The 17,386-nt window shown below is 41.9% G+C and carries 13 protein-coding genes; 4 read left to right on the forward strand and 9 right to left on the reverse strand.

What is annotated here, in order from left to right:
• Positions 1–32 precede the first annotated feature (32 nt).
• Complete coding sequence (locus NST09_RS09580; protein WP_008346576.1) at positions 33–854, reverse strand: MerR family transcriptional regulator; 822 nt, start codon at positions 852–854, stop codon at positions 33–35.
• A gap of 88 nt (positions 855–942) precedes the next feature.
• Between NST09_RS09580 and NST09_RS09585 the strand changes: the two genes are divergently transcribed.
• Positions 943–1,512: a GNAT family N-acetyltransferase gene (locus NST09_RS09585; protein ID WP_008346575.1), complete on the forward strand. Its 570-nt coding sequence runs from the start codon at positions 943–945 to the stop codon at positions 1,510–1,512.
• Between the two features lie 181 nt (positions 1,513–1,693).
• On the opposite strand, the gene NST09_RS09590 is transcribed toward NST09_RS09585, so the two are convergent.
• The 3 genes from NST09_RS09590 to proC are packed head-to-tail and all read right to left on the reverse strand — an operon-like array spanning position 1,694 to position 4,972.
• On the reverse strand, positions 1,694–2,962 hold the full coding sequence (locus tag NST09_RS09590; protein ID WP_041092839.1) for a glutamate-5-semialdehyde dehydrogenase: 1,269 nt from the start codon (positions 2,960–2,962) through the stop codon (positions 1,694–1,696).
• An 18-nt stretch (positions 2,963–2,980) separates the two neighbouring features.
• On the reverse strand, positions 2,981–4,099 hold the full coding sequence (gene proB / locus NST09_RS09595) for a glutamate 5-kinase (protein ID WP_046343748.1): 1,119 nt from the start codon (positions 4,097–4,099) through the stop codon (positions 2,981–2,983).
• Positions 4,100–4,126: 27 nt separating this feature from the next.
• Complete coding sequence (gene proC, locus NST09_RS09600; RefSeq protein ID WP_182489415.1) at positions 4,127–4,972, reverse strand: pyrroline-5-carboxylate reductase; 846 nt, start codon at positions 4,970–4,972, stop codon at positions 4,127–4,129.
• Positions 4,973–5,394: 422 nt separating this feature from the next.
• On the opposite strand from proC, the gene NST09_RS09605 reads away from it, so the two are divergent.
• Complete coding sequence (locus NST09_RS09605) at positions 5,395–6,591, forward strand: cytochrome P450 (RefSeq protein WP_342492969.1); 1,197 nt, start codon at positions 5,395–5,397, stop codon at positions 6,589–6,591.
• 118 nt (positions 6,592–6,709) lie between these two features.
• Entirely contained in the window at positions 6,710–8,749 is a 2,040-nt protein-coding gene (locus NST09_RS09610) for a molybdopterin oxidoreductase family protein (RefSeq protein ID WP_342492970.1), read from the forward strand.
• Between the two features lie 46 nt (positions 8,750–8,795).
• Here NST09_RS09610 and NST09_RS09615 read toward each other — a convergent pair whose 3' ends face one another.
• The 3 genes from NST09_RS09615 to xylA form a co-directional block, all read right to left on the reverse strand.
• Positions 8,796–9,482, reverse strand: coding sequence for a glycoside hydrolase family 11 protein (locus tag NST09_RS09615; RefSeq protein WP_007500674.1), 687 nt, complete (start codon positions 9,480–9,482; stop codon positions 8,796–8,798).
• A 94-nt stretch (positions 9,483–9,576) separates the two neighbouring features.
• Complete coding sequence (gene xylB, locus NST09_RS09620) at positions 9,577–11,070, reverse strand: xylulokinase (protein WP_046343755.1); 1,494 nt, start codon at positions 11,068–11,070, stop codon at positions 9,577–9,579.
• 33 nt (positions 11,071–11,103) lie between these two features.
• A complete protein-coding gene (gene xylA / locus NST09_RS09625; RefSeq protein WP_342492971.1) occupies positions 11,104–12,441 on the reverse strand; it encodes a xylose isomerase in 1,338 nt (445 codons plus the stop codon).
• Positions 12,442–12,654: 213 nt separating this feature from the next.
• On the opposite strand from xylA, the gene NST09_RS09630 reads away from it, so the two are divergent.
• Complete coding sequence (locus NST09_RS09630; protein ID WP_048002882.1) at positions 12,655–13,815, forward strand: ROK family transcriptional regulator; 1,161 nt, start codon at positions 12,655–12,657, stop codon at positions 13,813–13,815.
• Positions 13,816–13,861: 46 nt separating this feature from the next.
• Here NST09_RS09630 and NST09_RS09635 read toward each other — a convergent pair whose 3' ends face one another.
• Positions 13,862–15,469 (reverse strand): glycoside hydrolase family 43 protein, encoded by a 1,608-nt coding sequence (locus NST09_RS09635; RefSeq protein ID WP_342492972.1) that lies wholly within the window; start codon positions 15,467–15,469, stop codon positions 13,862–13,864.
• A 24-nt stretch (positions 15,470–15,493) separates the two neighbouring features.
• Positions 15,494–16,885: an MFS transporter gene (locus NST09_RS09640; RefSeq protein WP_007500679.1), complete on the reverse strand. Its 1,392-nt coding sequence runs from the start codon at positions 16,883–16,885 to the stop codon at positions 15,494–15,496.
• Positions 16,886–17,386: the final 501 nt, after the last annotated feature.

Raw genomic sequence — 17,386 nt, forward strand, 5'->3', positions numbered from 1 at the left:
TAAAAATGCCTGTCTATCCTTTTTGTGATGCCTTAAGCTTCCCGTTTTCTGACTTTCACACTAAGTTTCGTCATGTAATCCGCTTCATTTTTAGACATCAGAGAATGAAGTAAATACTCCTCAAAGACATCCCCATCCAGTATCATATCCTCTGCTTCGATGTGATCTAATAAACGTGAATAGGCAGTCTCCATTTCTTCATATGTTCCTTGTTGATACATGACTGCATATAGACCCGCTGGCTTTTTGACTGCATCCGGTCCTTCCATTCGGCAGAACAGCCGATCAGATTGATGATAATGACGCTGCAAAAACTGCTCCTTGTTTAAAATAGAACCATTTGCCGCCGCACCTTTAATACCAATCCCTTTCAGAAATTCTCCTACAATTCGAGAAATTTCTTCTATAGGTGTGTTTGAATCAATTGGGTTTGATGTACTGAGGACGATCGGTTCTTCTGGCAGTTCTTGAAACAAGACCTCCCCTGTTTTCACTGATGATAATTCATTCGTTGTCTCGATCACACGAAAAAGAAAAGATTGAATATCCTGTAGTTTTTGGATCTCCTCCCCGACCTTTTCTGCTTGCTCAACCGCAAGGCTTTGCAATTTCTCCTGAGAAGGCTCAGTAAAGTATTGTTTTAATTGTTTGATCGGAAATTGAACAGCACGAAGGGATTGAATGGCCATGAAATGATCAAACTGTTCAAATGTATAATAACGGTACCCATTTTCCTGAACACCTGCCGGCTTAAACAAATCGATTTTATCATAATAGAGCAGTGTATCTTTTTTCACTTCAAATAATGACGCAAATTCTCCAGTTAAAAATGTTTTTTGACCATCGCTCATCATTTTTAGGGCTCCTTTCTTGACTATGGAGTTACTCCATCCTTTATGATAACATGCATAAACACCACGTATGTGGAGAAAGGATTTACACATGAACAAAATCGCACAAGATCAAGTCACATTATCACTTGCAAATCAAGAAGACTTCCCTTTGATGAAAAAGGAACTGCAAGATGCTTTCACAGCTGGCATCATTGATGCATTTGGCGATGCAGAAGGTGGACCAATTCCTCCTGATGAGTCGATTGATGAATCTTTTTATTCGACAGAGAACCTTGTCTATCATATTTTACTAAATGGTCAAAAGGCAGGAGGGGTTGTCTTAAAAATCAACCCGCATACACACCGCAATTCGGTGGACCTATTATATATCTCTTCATCATCTCATAGCCGCGGCATTGGTCAGGCAGCATGGAAAGCCATTGAGGCGCAATATCCAGAAACGAAGGTGTGGGAAGTTGTCACTCCTTATTTTGAAAAGCGCAACATTCATTTTTATGTGAACAAATGCGGGTTTCAGATTGTTGAGTTTTATCACTTACACCATCCAGATCCGAGCTTCCCTCATGAGAAGAATCAAGAAAATGACCCTTTAGCGCCTGAGACATTTGAATTTTTCAAATTTGAGAAAGTCATGAAAAAAGACCGTTCAAGTTCATAAAAAAACTAGATTGTTGACAAAGGGCTAAAATGGACTTCATTTTAGCCCTTTGTCTTCTTTTTCAAGAGTTGTCAGTGCTTCAGCATCGTTTCCATGTCGTTCCCCTTTTTTCTCTCTTCTTTTCTCATACACTAAAAAAACACTACCCCAAGTTAGAAAGGTAGTGTTCGTTACATTCATTCTAGCTTCTAATCTGACCATCACCAGATAGAAGCAGCTTTGTTGTTGTCAGTGCAGGAAGTCCCATTGGCCCTCTTGCGTGCAGCTTTTGAGTAGAAATGCCAATTTCAGCGCCATATCCTAGTGCACCGCCATCTGTAAAACGTGTAGATGCGTTATGATAAACAGCAGCCGCATCGACTTCGTTTAGAAAGATTTGTGCGTTTTTTTCATCCTCTGTTACGATGGCTTCTGAATGTTTGGTTCCGTACTGATCAATGTGGTGAATGGCGCCCTCAATTGAGTCAACGACTTTCACCGCAAGATCAAGACTTAAATACTCATCTGTCCAATCCACTTCCTCCGCAGGAACCGCTTCGGAAAAGAAGGATTGAGCGTCTTGATCCCCGTGCACAGTGACTTGGTGCTGAAGCAGTGCTTCATTCAATGCTGCACCATTTTCTTTCAGCCAATCGCGATGAACGATCAGAGTCTCAAGCGCATTACAAACGGCCGGACGATTTGTTTTCGCATTGATGACAATCTGAATGGCTTTTTCTACATTCGCTGTTTGATCAATAAAGATATGGCAGTTCCCTGTCCCTGTTTCAAGAACTGGAATGGTCGATTCTTCTACAACGGTTTTGATTAAAGAAGCCCCGCCTCTCGGAATTAAAACATCGATCCATTCTTTTAGATGAAACATCGCTTGAACCGATGAACGGTCTGTTTGTTCAATAAACTGTACCGCATCACGAGGGATCTTTGTTTGATCCAATGCCTCATGAATGACGCGGACGATGGCTTTGTTGGAAGAAATAGCGGAGGAACCGCCTTTTAAAATCACTGAGTTGCCTGCCTTGAGGGCAAGCCCTGCTGCATCGACAGTGACATTCGGTCTCGCTTCATAGATCATCCCGATCACGCCGAGCGGTACTCTTCGGCTTTTCACATGTAAGCCGTTCTCAAGAGTCCATTCATCCAATATTTCTCCAACAGGATCTGTTAATCTCGTCACAAGCCGCAAACTTTCCGCAAACTCATGAATTCTCTCTTCATTTAACATTAATCGATCCATTAATGCTTCAGAGAAGCCCTTTTCTTTTCCTGCCTCTAAATCCTTTTGATTTTCCTGTAAAATAAAATCACTTTGCTGTTCGAGCGTTTCTGCTATTTTCAGTAGCGCCTCATTTTTTTCCTCTGTTTGAAGTAAACCTAGTTTTTTTGATACGTGCTTTGCTTTTTTCGCTTTTTCTTTGACCGATGTGACAACTTCAGCTGTCAGTGTCATGAAATTCCTCCCTTATGATTAGCAAACTGGTATTGATAAATCTAAATGACAAACAAATGCTTCAAGATCTACGACATGCACCACTTCATCCTGTAGCAAGTCACCGTTGAGTGCGAGTTCGTCGGACGCATAATTGACAATGCCAAGCCCTATTTCTCTTTCATCTTGATCTAAAATACGGACTACATCGCCTTTTTTAAACGAACCATTTACATCGACTATGCCGTCAGAATCCAGACTTTTCTCACGATGCATGAGAAGCTCCTGTGTTTTTTCTTGAACAACGATTTCGCCTTTTGGGCCAGAATGAAAAGCAATCCACTGTTTTTTATAATTCAGCGGCGCTAAATTTTCGTCAGCTGTAAAATAAGTGCCGTCCTCTGTCCCATTAATGGCTTTGTCTAAAATGTGAGGCGTATCGGCTTTTCCCAAAAAGCCATTGATGCCTGCGGCCATTGAAATTTTAAAGGCATCGAGTTTTGATTTCATTCCGCCTGTGCCAACGCTGCTTCCCGCATCTCCAGCGGCTGCTTCGATGTCTTCTGTGATTTCTGTGACTTCTAGAATTCTCTTCGCATTCGGGTTTGTATGAGGGTTATCTTCATACAAGCCATCAATATCAGATAAAATAGCGAGGAAATCCGCATCAATCAGTCCAGCTACTTTTGCAGACAATGTATCATTATCTCCAAACTTCAACCGATTGATCGTCACTGTATCATTTTCATTAATAATCGGGATGATCCCTCGATCTAATAACACATTCATTGTATTTCGCACATTTTGATAGCGCGTTTCATCTGAAAAATCGCTTCTTGTAATTAATAGCTGTGAAGCAATATAACCGTGCGATAAAAATAAAGTAGAATATGACTCCATTAAAAGCCCTTGCCCTATTGAGGCAGACGCCTGTTTTTCTGGCAGTGTTTTCGGTCTATCAATAAATCCTAATTTTCGGTAACCAGCTGCAACCGCACCAGATGAGACCAAAATGACTTCGTGTCCTTCATCTTTGAGTTTTACAATTTGATTGACGAGGTTTTCTAGTTTTTTTAAACTAATCTCACCTTGAAAGCTAGTAAGAGAGCTGCTTCCGATTTTCACAACAATTCGTTTTCTCTCTTTATCTGCGTACACCTTATCACTCCTGTATTGAGGCTCTATTTATATCGTTACTTTTTGTTTTTGCTGTTCACTTATTTCTTTTGATCGATTGGCGGCATGTTTGACGGCCTGCTTGATGGCTTCTCCTCCGCCAAAATCATCTAATGCATCTAGTCCTGCAGCAGTTGTTCCATTAGGTGACGTAATTTTTTCTCTGAGGACAGAAGGGTTTTCAGCTGTTTCTTGCAGCATCTTCGCTGCACCGAGAAGTGTCTGTGTACCGATTTGACGGGACATTTCTTTTGATAAGCCAGCTTCTTCTCCAGCTTCTTCGATTCTTTCCATTAAGAAATAAAAATAAGCTGGACCGCTTCCGGCAATTCCTGTGAAAATATCCATTTGCTCTTCCTGAATGGTATACACTTCTCCCATTTCAGATAAAAGAGCCCGACTCGTGCTTACATGTTCATTTTTCACATAACGTCCAGCAGATAAAGCGGTCGCCGACGCCCCAATCGTACTTGACGTATTTGGCATTACTCGCATAACAGGCTGCCCTTCATGCAGCATGTCTTCAATATACGATGATTTCACACCTGCAAGTACAGACAGGATGAGCTGATCTTTCTGAATATGAGGTTTTAATGATTCAAGTGCTGTTTCAGCATCCTTTGGCTTCATCGCCAGGATCAACATATCCATTTCTTCAAAAGGAAATGAATCCATTGTGGCTGTTTGGATTCCGTAGCGTTTCGTTAGTTCGTTTAATCGCTGCTTATTTTGCTTGTTTGTTGCGTAAATTTGGTTTAGCGGCATCTGACCTGATCGCACAATACCTGCAATCATTCCTTCCGCCATAGAACCTGCTCCAATGAAAGCAACTTTCTTTTGATCAATGATATTGATCCTCTCCCTTGTTCGCTTTTTGTTCGTGTTTTTCGCACGTTAGTTATCGTAACATGATGAGAAATCGTGTCAAGAAAGAGCCAGCGCTTTTCAAAAGTCCCGAATACACGCTGAACAGCTTGCGGTATGTATGTTAGCCGTGTTTTTTTAAATCATCAATTTAGATCAAAAGAACTATATAGATTTGAATCATAGTACCCTTTCGTTCGACTGAATTCACCATTTTATTTTTGGTTTCGGTGACTTCAATTCTAGTTTTTAGAAAGCGCTATCATTTTTGATGACTTTCTATTTTCCTATAGGATGAATGTGTTTGAATCTTTCGATTAGACTATTGACATATTTTAGAAAACATGTCCGTTGAAATGCGTTTTTCGTGGTGATACCGTGAAAGGGAAACAAGAGAAAAAGGAGCGTTCATAATGAAAGTAAAAGAAAATTACGTCAATGTCATCCCAATGAAAGAAATCCGATCTACTGATGACCTTCTTTTCCCATTCCCTATCTACAATGAATTACGATCGCAGGGTGATATTCGATACGATGAAACGAGAAAGTGCTGGGATCTCTTTCGATATGCTGATATTCAGTCCGTTCTGAAGCAGCCAAAAGTGTTTTCATCACAGCGAGGAAGAAGTACATCTAAAACGAGTATTTTAACAATGGACCCTCCAAAACATACCAAAATGAGAGCACTCGTCAATAAAGCCTTCACGCCAAAAGCGATCAAACAAATAGAAGAAAAGATCAAAGACTTGACCCATGATCTATTAAATCAAGTAAAGGATCAACGGACCTTCGATATTGTGCAAGATCTGGCCGCTCCCCTACCTGTCATGATCATCGCCGAGCTTCTCGGTGCAGAAGTGAAAGACAGAGAGCTGATCAAAAAGCATTCAGATGCTCTAGTTGCAGGAGCCAAAGATGATTCAAAAGAAGCTATTCAAGCCGTTGTCGACATGCAAAAACAAGCAGAAAAAGAGCTGTCAGCGTACTTTGCTCATTTGATCCAAAAACGAAAAGAAACGCCAGCCGATGATTTAATCTCCCTACTCATCCAAGCGGAAATTGACGGTGAGCGTTTATCAGAAAATGAACTACTTGGCTTTTGTATACTCTTACTCGTTGCTGGTAATGAAACAACAACGAATTTAATCACAAATGCCGTACGTCTTTTAACAGAGCAGCAGCATATCGCCGAATCAGTGCGGCAAGACCTGTCTCTCATTCCTCAATTGACAGAAGAAACGCTACGCTATTATCCGCCTGTTCAAGCGATTGGGCGAGTTGCAGCAGAGGATGTTCAGATTGCCGGTTCTCACATTGAAAAAGGAGACTATCTTATCAGCTGGGTGGCATCTGCAAATCGTGATGAACGGAAGTTTGACGATCCAGATACGTTTCGTCTTGACAGAAAATCAAATCCACATTTGAGCTTTGGCTTCGGCATCCATTTTTGTCTTGGTGCCCCTCTCGCCCGGCTTGAGGCTCATCTAGCACTTGAGATTTTACTCCGTACGTTTCGGGAAATCACCTGTGCGGCAGATCAGCTGAAACCGATTCAAAGCACGTTTGTGTTTGGGGTCAAAGAATTCCCTGTGCAGGTCACCCGTTTTTAAAAGTCCCTTTCATTAGGGGCTTTTTTTCATATGCTTATCCTTACCTTCCTCGTCTGAACATGCTAAAATAAAATCCATATGTACAGTGATCACGGAATTCGGAAAGGAAGCTAAACGTATGACCGATTACACAACAATGAAAGACGGAATATTCAAATCAGTTTGTTCGTTAGATTGCCCTGATCAGTGCGGTCTTTTAATCCATAAAGAGAACGGAAAGATCGTTAAAGTTCAAGGAGATCCAGATCATCCAGTCACTCAAGGAAACATTTGCAATAAAGTGCGGAATGTCACAGCTCGTTTATATGATGAAAAACGTCTGACAACACCATTAAAACGTGTAGGTCAAAAAGGTGACCGGCAGTTTGCTCCAATTACGTGGGAAGAAGCGATTGAAACCATTCGTCAAAAATGGACAAAGCTGATCGAAGAAAAAGGACCAGAAAGCATTTTGCCTTACAGCTTCTATGGGAATATGGGGAATCTCAATGCAGAAGGAATGGACCGCCGCTTTTTCTATCGACTTGGCTCAAGTCAGCTAGACCGAACCATTTGTCAGTCAGCCGGAACAACAGGCTATAAATATACAATGGGCGCAAGCATCGGGACAGACCCAGAAGAGACCATTCACACGAAACTATTTATCTTTTGGGGCATCAATGCGGTTTCAACCAATATGCATCAAATCACGTTGGCACAAAAAGCTCGAAAGCAAGGGGCTAAAATTGTCGTCATTGATGTGCACAAAAACCAAACGGGCCGGATGGCAGATTGGTTCATTCCGCTTCGCCCTGGCACTGACAGTGCGCTAGCTCTTGGGATCATGCATGTCCTTTTTAAAGAAGACCGCACAGATGCGTCATTTTTAGAGACTTACACGGTCGGTCACAATGAACTTCGCGAGCATGTGAAGCAGTATGATCCAGAAACAGTTGAACAAATCACGGGTGTCCCGAAAGAAGACATCATCACACTTGCGAGAATGTACGCAGAGACAACGCCGTCTCTCATTCGTATTGGCAACGGGCTACAGCATCACGATAATGGCGGCATGAGTATTCGAACCATCTCCTGTCTCCCTGCCCTCACCGGTCAATGGCTGCACAAAGGCGGCGGTGCGATGAAATCGAACTCTTCTTTTCTTAGTTATAATGAAACCGCTCTTCAGCGACCGGAATTATTAAAGGAACGCGAACCTAGAACATTTAATATGAATCAGCTGGGCAGCGTGCTAACGAACGCAGAACCTTCTATTGATTCTCTTTTTGTCTACTCTTGCAACCCGGCTGTTGTGACACCTGAAGCAAATAAAGTAAGAGACGGTTTAATGCGGCAAGACTTATTTACGGTTGTCCATGACTTGTTCATGACAGAGACAGCCACTTATGCAGATATTGTTCTGCCAGCGACATCTGCCTTTGAAAACGAGGATTTTTATACTTCTTACTGGCATCATTACATTCAAATTCAAGAACCTGTTATTGAACGTTATGGAGAAAGCAAATCAAACACAGAAGTGTTTCGTCTTTTGGCTCATGCGATGGGCTTTGAAGATGAAGCCTTTAAAGACACAGATGCGGAACTAATGGAACAAGCTCTTCATCATCCTGAAAATCCGCACTATGAAAACATCTCATATCAAGCGTTAAAAGAGAAAAAGTGGATCAAAGCAAAACGAGGGCCTTTCAAAGATTTAAAGCTCCCTACCCCAAGCGGGAAAATTGAGCTTTACTCTGAACAAATGAAAAAAGATGGATATCCAGCCCTTCCAACCTATGTACCTTTATTCAAGGAAAGTGATTATCCACTAACGTTTATACCGGGACCAAACCATAATTTTCTTAATTCCACCTTCTCTCTTCATGAGAAGCATCAAAAGCTAGAGAAATTTCCGAAGCTTCATATGAATGAACAAGATGCAAAAGAAAGACAGATTGAAGATGGGGACATGGTTCGTGTGCTGAATCATCGAGGAGAATGCGAGCTGATCGTGTCAGTCGGACAAAATGTGTTATCTGGTGTTGTTGTCAGCCAGGGATTATGGGCAGACCAAAAAGGCAAAAAACATTTGGTGAATGGCCTCACACCTGATCGCTTGGCAGATATGGGCGGCGGTGCGACGTTCTTTTCCGGCAGAGTCGAAGTTGAAAAATTATGATAGAAAAAGCCAGGAGTTTTGCTCCCGGCTCTTTTCTTTGACTTTTTTAGTTGCCAATAAACAGCTGATTGGTCATCACATTTGCACTTCCGCTGCTTTGGTAGCCTTCTACAGTAAATGCCGTTTCATACATTTTCCCCATTGGCATCCCTAAGCTTTCCCATTTTCTAAAATGCGCACTGACGGAGACCGTTCCGCTTGTACGTTTCGTTTGACGTACACTCCAATATTGCTTGAAGGTTGCGATCCCGATAATGGAAGGCTGATTGACACGGGTTGTTTCATAAATGTCATATGTGCCTCCATCAGCATAAAATGATCCTTTATACGCTCCTGTTGGACGATATGTGCCCCATGAATCAACAATGTAGTATTCTGCTAATGGAGATTGTGTCCAGCCATAGACACATAGATAGGAATTCCCGCCTGGGTTAAAACTTGCGTTGTAATTGATGGAGATGTTGCCAAGCTGATGGTGAGTTCTAGTGGAATCAAACTTTTTCCCTTTTCTAAATAAAGCATTTCCGATATTGTTCCAGCCTGCACTAAATGCCCCGCCGTTATTGAGTGTCATCGAGGTGTTTCCATAATCCTTCCATAATTCATAATCGTACCCGCTATGGTTACCCATTTCATTATTCGTAATGGTTCTCGCATGGGCTGGTACAGCCGTCAGTATAAGCGTCAGTCCAATACACATCACAAACAACAGTCTTAATTTTCTCAAATTCATCGTCCATTCCTCTCCTTTTTCATCCTTTTAATTCTGTCATCTCTAAGATGAAATGAATTCATCACCTCCTTTCATGCCCCTACTCACTACTAGATTATCGATACTGTTCTAGACCCGCATGAATGTCTCTTGTGTTTGTATAAATGCTTTGATACAAACGAAAGAGATGATCATATACATCGACATGCTGTTGATTTGGTGTAAATACGGCTGCTTGATGGATAAACTGATCCGCGCACGCCTCAAGTGACTCGTACCAGCCGCATCCAACTGCTGCAAGCATCGCTGCACCTAACGCGGGCCCTTGCTCATTTTCAAGCTGTATCACCTCAGCTTGAAAAATGTCTGCCTGCATTTGAAGCCATGTATGACTTCTCGCACCTCCACCAATAGACACGATGGAATCAATGCTTTTTCCCGCGTGCCTGAATAAAGCGATCGATTCATTTAATGAAAAAGTGATTCCTTCAAGCACAGCTCTAACCATATGCGCTTTTTCATGCCGGCTGTCTAATCCAATGAAGCTTCCACGAATGACTGAATCTGCATGAGGCGTTCTTTCCCCAACTAAATATGGCGTAAATAGCAATCCATTTGCGCCAGGCGCTATATCCTTTGCTCCGGCTAAAAGGTCTTTAAACGAATCATTTGGAGCAAGTAAAGATTTAATCCAATCGAGGCTATAACCTGCTGACAAAGTGACTCCCATTGTATAAAAAGCGTCTTTTTTTGCATGATGGAACAAATGCAAGTTTCCATTCAGCTCTCTGTTATGATTTTCTTCATAGGAAAGAATGACACCTGATGTGCCAATGCTGCATAGTGTGTGACCTGATGATAAAATGCCGGCACCAATGGCACCGCAAGCATTATCCGCTCCACCCGCAAAAACCTTCACATCTTCTGTCATCCCGGTTGCCTTTGCGATCTGTGGCAAGAGTGTTCCAACCTCCGCCTCCGACGAAACGAGCGGCGGGCAAATACGAAGCGGAATATCAAAGGTTTTGCAAATCTCCTCACTCCATGTTTGTTCTCCAATATCCAACAGTAACGTACCAGCCGCATCAGAATAGTCCATATGAATAGCGCCGGTTAATCGATATCTGACATAATCTTTTGGAAGTAAAAACAAATGGATTCGTTGATCAATTTCTGGTTCGTGTTCCTTTACCCATAACAACTTTGGCAGTGTAAATCCTTCTAACGCCTGGTTTTTTGTGATCGCTTGCAGCCTGCCTCCTAGCTTTTCTGTCATGCGCACGCATTGCGGTGTTGTTCTTGTGTCATTCCACAAGATGGCAGGCCTGAGCACTTGAAGGGATTCATCCAATAAAACAAGTCCGTGCATTTGTCCAGAAAAACTGATGCCTTCTACTTGCCTTGACTGAACAGGCTTTCTCTCCATAAGTTCTGTCATCGCGGCCATCGTCTGCTCTACCCAGTCTTCAGGATTTTGCTCACAATAACCTGGTTTGCTTTGAATGAGGCGGTAAGATTTAGTTGTCTCGCAGCATACCTTCCCGCTCTCATCTACTAATATCGCTTTGACTCCGCTCGTTCCAAGATCAATTCCCATCACATACTTCATGTGTTCACTCCTTCAAAACATCCACCTGCTCCATTAATCTTCTAACAAATATTGATTTAATCTGGCTTTCAGCTGTTCCTCTCTGCCAGATTCGTTTCTGATGAGCGGATGTTTCAGTGCATATTCTTCTAATGTATGAAAGTTTGCCTTTCCTTCTGAAATCTCCCGTCCAATTCCTTCAGAAAAACTGCGGTACCGGTGCTTGATCACATCTTCAAACACACGGTCTTCTATGAGTCTATGAGCCACCCGCAGCCCTTTTGCGAATGCATCCATCCCCGCAATATGGGCATACAGAAGATCTTCCAGTTCAAAGGAGGCTCTTCTGACTCTTGCATCAAAATTGAGACCGCCTGTTCCAAGTCCGCCATTTTGCAAAATTTCATACATGGCGAGTGTTGTGGCATATAAATCCGTTGGGAATTCATCTGTGTCCCATCCTAGAAGGGAGTTTCCTTGGTTGGCATCAACGGAACCGAGCAGTCCATGAATTCTTGCTACACGCAGCTCATGCTCAAACGTATGACCCGCTAATGTCGCATGATTGGCCTCGATATTTAATTTAAAGTGTGAATCCAATCCATATTGTTTTAAAAAGGCGATCGATGTCGCTGCATCCGTATCATATTGATGAGTAGTCGGTTCCTTCGGCTTTGGCTCAATTAAAAATTGACCTGTAAATCCAATTTCTTTTGCATAATCGACCGCCATATGCAAAAAGGTCGCCAAATGGTCAAGCTCTCTTTTCATATCTGTATTCAGCAGTGTGTCGTAACCTTCTCGTCCTCCCCAGAAAACATAATTTTCTGCGCCGAGTTCCTTTGCTGTTTCGATGCCCTTTTTCACTTGTGCTGCTGCATAGGCAAATACATCTGCATGACAGGATGTCGCTGCACCGTGAACAAATCTTGGATGCTTAAACATATTAGCCGTGTTCCATAGAAGCCGAACCCCGCTTTGCTGCATGTAATCTTTCATTCTTTCTATGATGATGTCTAACTGCTGATTGGTCTCTTGAAGCGTGTCGCCCTCTGGTGCAATATCACGGTCATGGAATGAAAAATACGGAACATCCAATAGATCAAAGAGCTGAAAGGCCACTTCCAATCTAGCTTTCGCCAAATCCATTCCACTATAAGAATCCCAGGCCCTTTTCATCGTGCCAGTTCCAAACATGTCTGTTCCATCAGCAGTCAATGTATGCCAATAAGCGACGGAGAATCGCAGGTGATCTTTCATTGATTTTCCGCCAATCATTTCGCTCGGATCATAATATTTAAATGCGAATGGGTTCTTTGAATGTTTTCCTTCATATTGAATGTTGCCAATCCCTTGTAAACTACTTAACGAAGTCATATTTGATTTGACCATAAGTGATTCCCCCTATATATTCACTTAGTAAGTTGATTCAACAAACAAATGAACAAGTTGACCAACTAATCTCTTTGAATTTTCCATATTTTTTAGTTTTTTAGAAATATTTTCGTTATAATAAAGTGAAAAGCATGTTTTATAGAGAATAAACACGACAAAAAATGGCTTTTCTTCACTTAATCTAAAGACGAAACAAATGGAGTGGATACAATGGATATTGCGGATCAGAACTTTGTGAAAAAAATAAATCAAAAGCTATTGCTAAACGAAATTCTTCACCATGCACCAATTTCCAGAGCAAAATTATCTGAACGCACTGGGTTAAATAAATCGACCGTTTCTTCTCAAGTGAGTACATTAATGAAAGAACATCTTGTTTATGAAATCGGTCAAGGCGAATCTAGCGGCGGAAGAAGACCCGTGCTTCTCATGTTTAATAAACGTGCAGGTTACTCTATCGGCATTGATGTCGGTGTTGATTATGTCAACGGCATTTTAACAGACCTTGAAGGGTCGATGATTCATGATGAGCAGCTCAAGCTCCCATCCAGCACACCTGAAGTGACCGTCCGTATTTTAATTGAATTGATTCAGCAGTTACGTTCACATATCCCTTCTTCCCCATACGGGCTAATTGGTATTGGGATTTGTATACCAGGTCTGGTCGATGCAGATGAACAAATTGTGTTTACGCCTCATTCAAAATGGAAAAATGTCGATCTGAAAACAAGTCTCCAAGACACATTCCAAGTACCGGTTTTTATCGAGAATGAAGCAAATGCCGGTGCGTACGGTGAAAAAATCTTTGGTGCTGCTAAACATTATGACCATCTGATCTATGCAAGTATCGGCACTGGTATTGGAATAGGCATCATTATCAATCATCATTTATATAGAGGCACAAACGGTTTTTCTGGTGAAATGGGACATATGACGATCGACTTTAATGGACCGACATGTAGCTGCGGAAATCGTGGTTGCTGGGAACTGTATGCATCTGAGAAGGCACTGTTCCAATCGCTCCAAACAGATGGTCAGCCATTCACCTATCAAGATATTGAGCGGCTGGCGAAGTTAAATGATATGAAAACACTCAATGCCTTGCGTAACTTTGGCTTTTACATCGGGGTAGGTCTCACAAACGTTCTGCATACCTTCAACCCACAAGCCGTTATTTTACGAAACAAGGTCATTGAATCTGAGCAAGCCGTTCTAAGTGTCATTCAAGATGAAGTATCCTCTAGAATGGATGCACAATTCAGCTCACGGGTGGAGCTGCTTCCTTCATCATTAGGACAAAACGCACCAGCCTTAGGGATGACATCTCTTGTCACTGAAGCTTTTTTGCGTGATGTCACGCCTTCACCATAATGGAATACATGTTAAAGAGAGACAGCCTTTAGAGTGTTGTCTTTTTTTATTCAGTTGTTTCTTCGTATCGAAAATACTTAAAATCGGCAGGCAGACGTTCGCCGCTTGTGTCTTGGCACTGCATTCCGACAAAAGCCCCTGTAAAGAATCCCCCTCCTCGAATAAAATCATCTGATAAATGAGTCGATTCAAGCGGTACATCTATTTTTTCCCACTCTTGTTGATCAAAAGAATAAGAATACGTGTACGTCTCTTTCTGAACGGTCACTTTTAAATACACATACGGAATCTCGTCTGGGATGATGATTTTTTTAATTAGCGGCTGAGAAAAGGCCAGATTTTCACACACAGATAATTCAAGGATACGGCCAAGCGCCTCGTCATAAGTCACCTGAAGTGCAGTCCAATTTTCCGTATTATAATAATTCACAAGTCCTGCCGCTTGCTGAAAGTTTTTCGGAAAGAAGGAAACCGCTGTCTCTGCTTCAAAATAAAAGCTTTGCCAGCGCCTCGCAACAAATGCTTGGGTAAATTTAGACGTTAAAGATTCCTGCCCATACAGCCTTAAATGATGAGGATTTTCCGTCACTGAACCAATCTGATCCGTAAATGGGATTCTTAATGTTTGAAAATGTCTATTTAACGATGAATCTTTAAATTCATCGACTATGTGATAGGTTGGAGAGAACTCTTTTACGCTCATCGCAGGCGCTTCAACCTCTAGGAGCCCCTCTTTTCCGCCTACCACATACGGCCAGCCATCTTTCCATTCAAGCTTTTGTATGGCTGTCTCTCTTCCTAAAGGGCACCAGCCTCTTTGCTGAAAAATGGATTCCTTACTTGAATGAATTGGGCGGCCAGTCAGATGAGCCATATACCATTCATTTGTATGCGTTTGTACAATGGAAGCATGCCCGCATTTTTGTAGTGGATGGCTAGGCGCATGAAAAGCCGTTAAAATTGGGTTGTCAGGATGAACCTCGTACGGCCCATCAATACGCGAGGAACGGGCGATTGTGGCTGCATGTTCGTAACGCGTGCCCCCTTCAGCTGTTAATAAATAATAGACATCATTGATGTAATAAAGATGCGGGGCTTCTGTCAGTTTGATTGGCGTGCCTTTAAAAATGACCTTCCGCTCACCAACTAGTTTTTTTTCAGATACACTATATTCCTGCAAGGCTATACCTGCAAAAGAATGATGTTTTTCTCGATGGTCCCACAGCATATTCAACACGTATTTCTTTCCGCTTGGATCATGGAACAAGGAAGGATCAAACCCAGAACTATTGAGTCGAACCGGATCGCTCCACTCGCCATCTACTGCATCAGCTGTGACCAAATAATTATGACCATCCTTAAACGGACCATCTACTACTTTAATATCAGAATAGATGAGCCAAAACTGACCATCCGCATAACTTAAACACGGCGCCCAAACCCCGCCGGAATCTGGATTTCCTTTCATATCGAGTTGAGAAATTTTTTGCAAGGGACGCGCGGCGAGCCGCCAGTTGACGAGATCCTTCGAGTGATAAATTTGCACCCCCGGGAACCATTCAAATGTAGAAACCGCCATGTAATAGTCCTCTCCCGCACGGCAAATACTTGGGTCAGGGTTAAACCCTTTGAGCACTGGATTGGTAATGTTCATTGAACTTCCTCCTCTTTCAGAGAGCTACATTTTAAAGTCGTCCATATGATCGATATACACCTTATCTCTATTCTCAAGCTCTCGTATGACTTTTTTATGTTTTTCTTCATCTAGGTTATAAAAATTAATATCAACCATCGCTAAAATGAGTAAGCATACAGGAATCACCGTTGTCGTGATTAAAATGCCCAGTAAAGCTTCTGGTGTTTGCACTTGATTTGCAATATAACCAAATCGGTCAAGGACAAGCCCTGGAACGATGCCGCCTAAGGCCATCCCAAATTTAAAGAAGAAGCCAATCACTGCGTAAATCAGTCCACCCATTCTTTTCCCTGTTTTATATTCGCCATATTCAACGGTTTCAGGAATGAGTGCCCACATGTAAGCACCTGCTGTAATACTCCCTGCAGCCGCAACGAGCCTGAAAATAAGTATTAAAGTGATTTGACTCGGTGGGATCACAAGTAAGGCAAGAAGGCCTACAATATTCAGCAATAATGAATAATTCAGCAGCTTTTTCTTTCCTAATAGTTTGTGCAGCTTAGGTATAAAAGGCAACACCATTAAAGCTGGCAGACTGCCAATCAGGCCGTACCACTTCACTAAATCTTCTCTGCCGAGGTTATACGTCACATAATAGATCCCGACTGAGTTGCTGATCGAGTTCACACCAAAGATAATGATAAAGAAAATGCTTAACACAACAAGCGGACGATTCACTCGTAACTGGACAAAGAGATCACTGAACTTGATCTTTTCCTCTGGCTTTTGAAGCGTGACGCGCTCATTCGTACTTTTAAAACAGAAAATCAGTAATCCGCCCCCAAGTACGCCGAGAAATGCCATCGTGATCTGCCAGCCAAGTGCTGTATTTCCTGTTGTATCACTCAAAAACGTCGCAAGAAACGGAACAAAAAAAGCAACAACTAAACCACCGAGATTTGCAAAAAGCATACGAACAGACGTAATACTGACGACCTCTTGGTTATTTCTTGTCATTGCGGAAGTTAAAGCACCATAAGGAACATTGATGAACGTGTATGTAAGCGATAAACCAACATACGTGATGTACGCATAAATGAGTTTTCCCATTTCGGAAAAATCCGGTGTCGTAAAACAAAGAATAGCAAGAACGGCAAAAGGTAACGCACCAAATAACAAATAAGGTCTAAACCGGCCAAAACGGCTGTTCGTTCGGTCAACCATCGCCCCAATAAACGGATCTGCAAGCGCATCAATGGCCCGAACCACCAAAAACATCGTCCCTGCTGCTGCTGCTGATAATCCATACACATCCGTATAAAAAAATAATAGATACGTAGAGACAGTTGCATAAATTAAATTACATGCGAAATCTCCTGAAGCATACCCCACTTTTTCAGACATACGAATCTTCTTTAAATTCTCACTCACCATGAGTTTTCTCCCTTCTTCACTTAGCCTCTTCTAACGGACAGATGGTGCAGGGCAGCAGCAATCAATAGGTCAAAAATAAAGCGCTTTCAATTCGTTGTAAAAATGAAGCTGAACAGCTCTTTCTTTCAGCTTAGCCCACATAGCAGCAAATCATGTGCTTTAAACAATAGATGATCGCCATCTTAGTTTATCGATTAAACAAACTAAGATGAATTCATTTTATAAAATATGATCTGACTTTTCAATATTTTTTGAAAAAATAATCCAAATAATTGATTTCTTGTCATTTTTTCTATGATATGAGGAGATGAACCTTCTTTTTATCTTCCAAAAACAAAGAGAACTCAAATAATGGTTGCATTCATACCAATCCCATGCTATATTAATCAAGCGATGAGCTGAATTGTGTAAGTCGGGTAACACGTCTCTTTGAGACACACACGAATGTGGCGTGTGGTTATTCCGCCTCAATACGCAAAAGACATCTTCTGATGAAGATGT

This window comes from Bacillus sp. FSL W7-1346 (genome assembly GCF_038593335.1).
Taxonomy (GTDB): domain Bacteria; phylum Bacillota; class Bacilli; order Bacillales; family Bacillaceae; genus Bacillus; species Bacillus altitudinis.

Bases quoted from the DNA above. Each gene is read 5' to 3' on its own strand.
- NST09_RS09580 (WP_008346576.1), bottom strand. From the start codon at position 854: ATGATGAGCGATGGTCAAAAAACATTTTTAACTGGAGAATTTGCGTCA.
- NST09_RS09585 (WP_008346575.1), top strand. From the start codon at position 943: ATGAACAAAATCGCACAAGATCAAGTCACATTATCACTTGCAAATCAA.
- NST09_RS09590 (WP_041092839.1), bottom strand. From the start codon at position 2,962: ATGACACTGACAGCTGAAGTTGTCACATCGGTCAAAGAAAAAGCGAAA.
- NST09_RS09605 (WP_342492969.1), top strand. From the start codon at position 5,395: ATGAAAGTAAAAGAAAATTACGTCAATGTCATCCCAATGAAAGAAATC.
- NST09_RS09610 (WP_342492970.1), top strand. From the start codon at position 6,710: ATGACCGATTACACAACAATGAAAGACGGAATATTCAAATCAGTTTGT.
- NST09_RS09615 (WP_007500674.1), bottom strand. From the start codon at position 9,482: ATGAATTTGAGAAAATTAAGACTGTTGTTTGTGATGTGTATTGGACTG.
- xylB (WP_046343755.1), bottom strand. From the start codon at position 11,070: ATGAAGTATGTGATGGGAATTGATCTTGGAACGAGCGGAGTCAAAGCG.
- xylA (WP_342492971.1), bottom strand. From the start codon at position 12,441: ATGGTCAAATCAAATATGACTTCGTTAAGTAGTTTACAAGGGATTGGC.
- NST09_RS09630 (WP_048002882.1), top strand. From the start codon at position 12,655: ATGGATATTGCGGATCAGAACTTTGTGAAAAAAATAAATCAAAAGCTA.
- NST09_RS09635 (WP_342492972.1), bottom strand. From the start codon at position 15,469: ATGAACATTACCAATCCAGTGCTCAAAGGGTTTAACCCTGACCCAAGT.
- NST09_RS09640 (WP_007500679.1), bottom strand. From the start codon at position 16,885: ATGGTGAGTGAGAATTTAAAGAAGATTCGTATGTCTGAAAAAGTGGGG.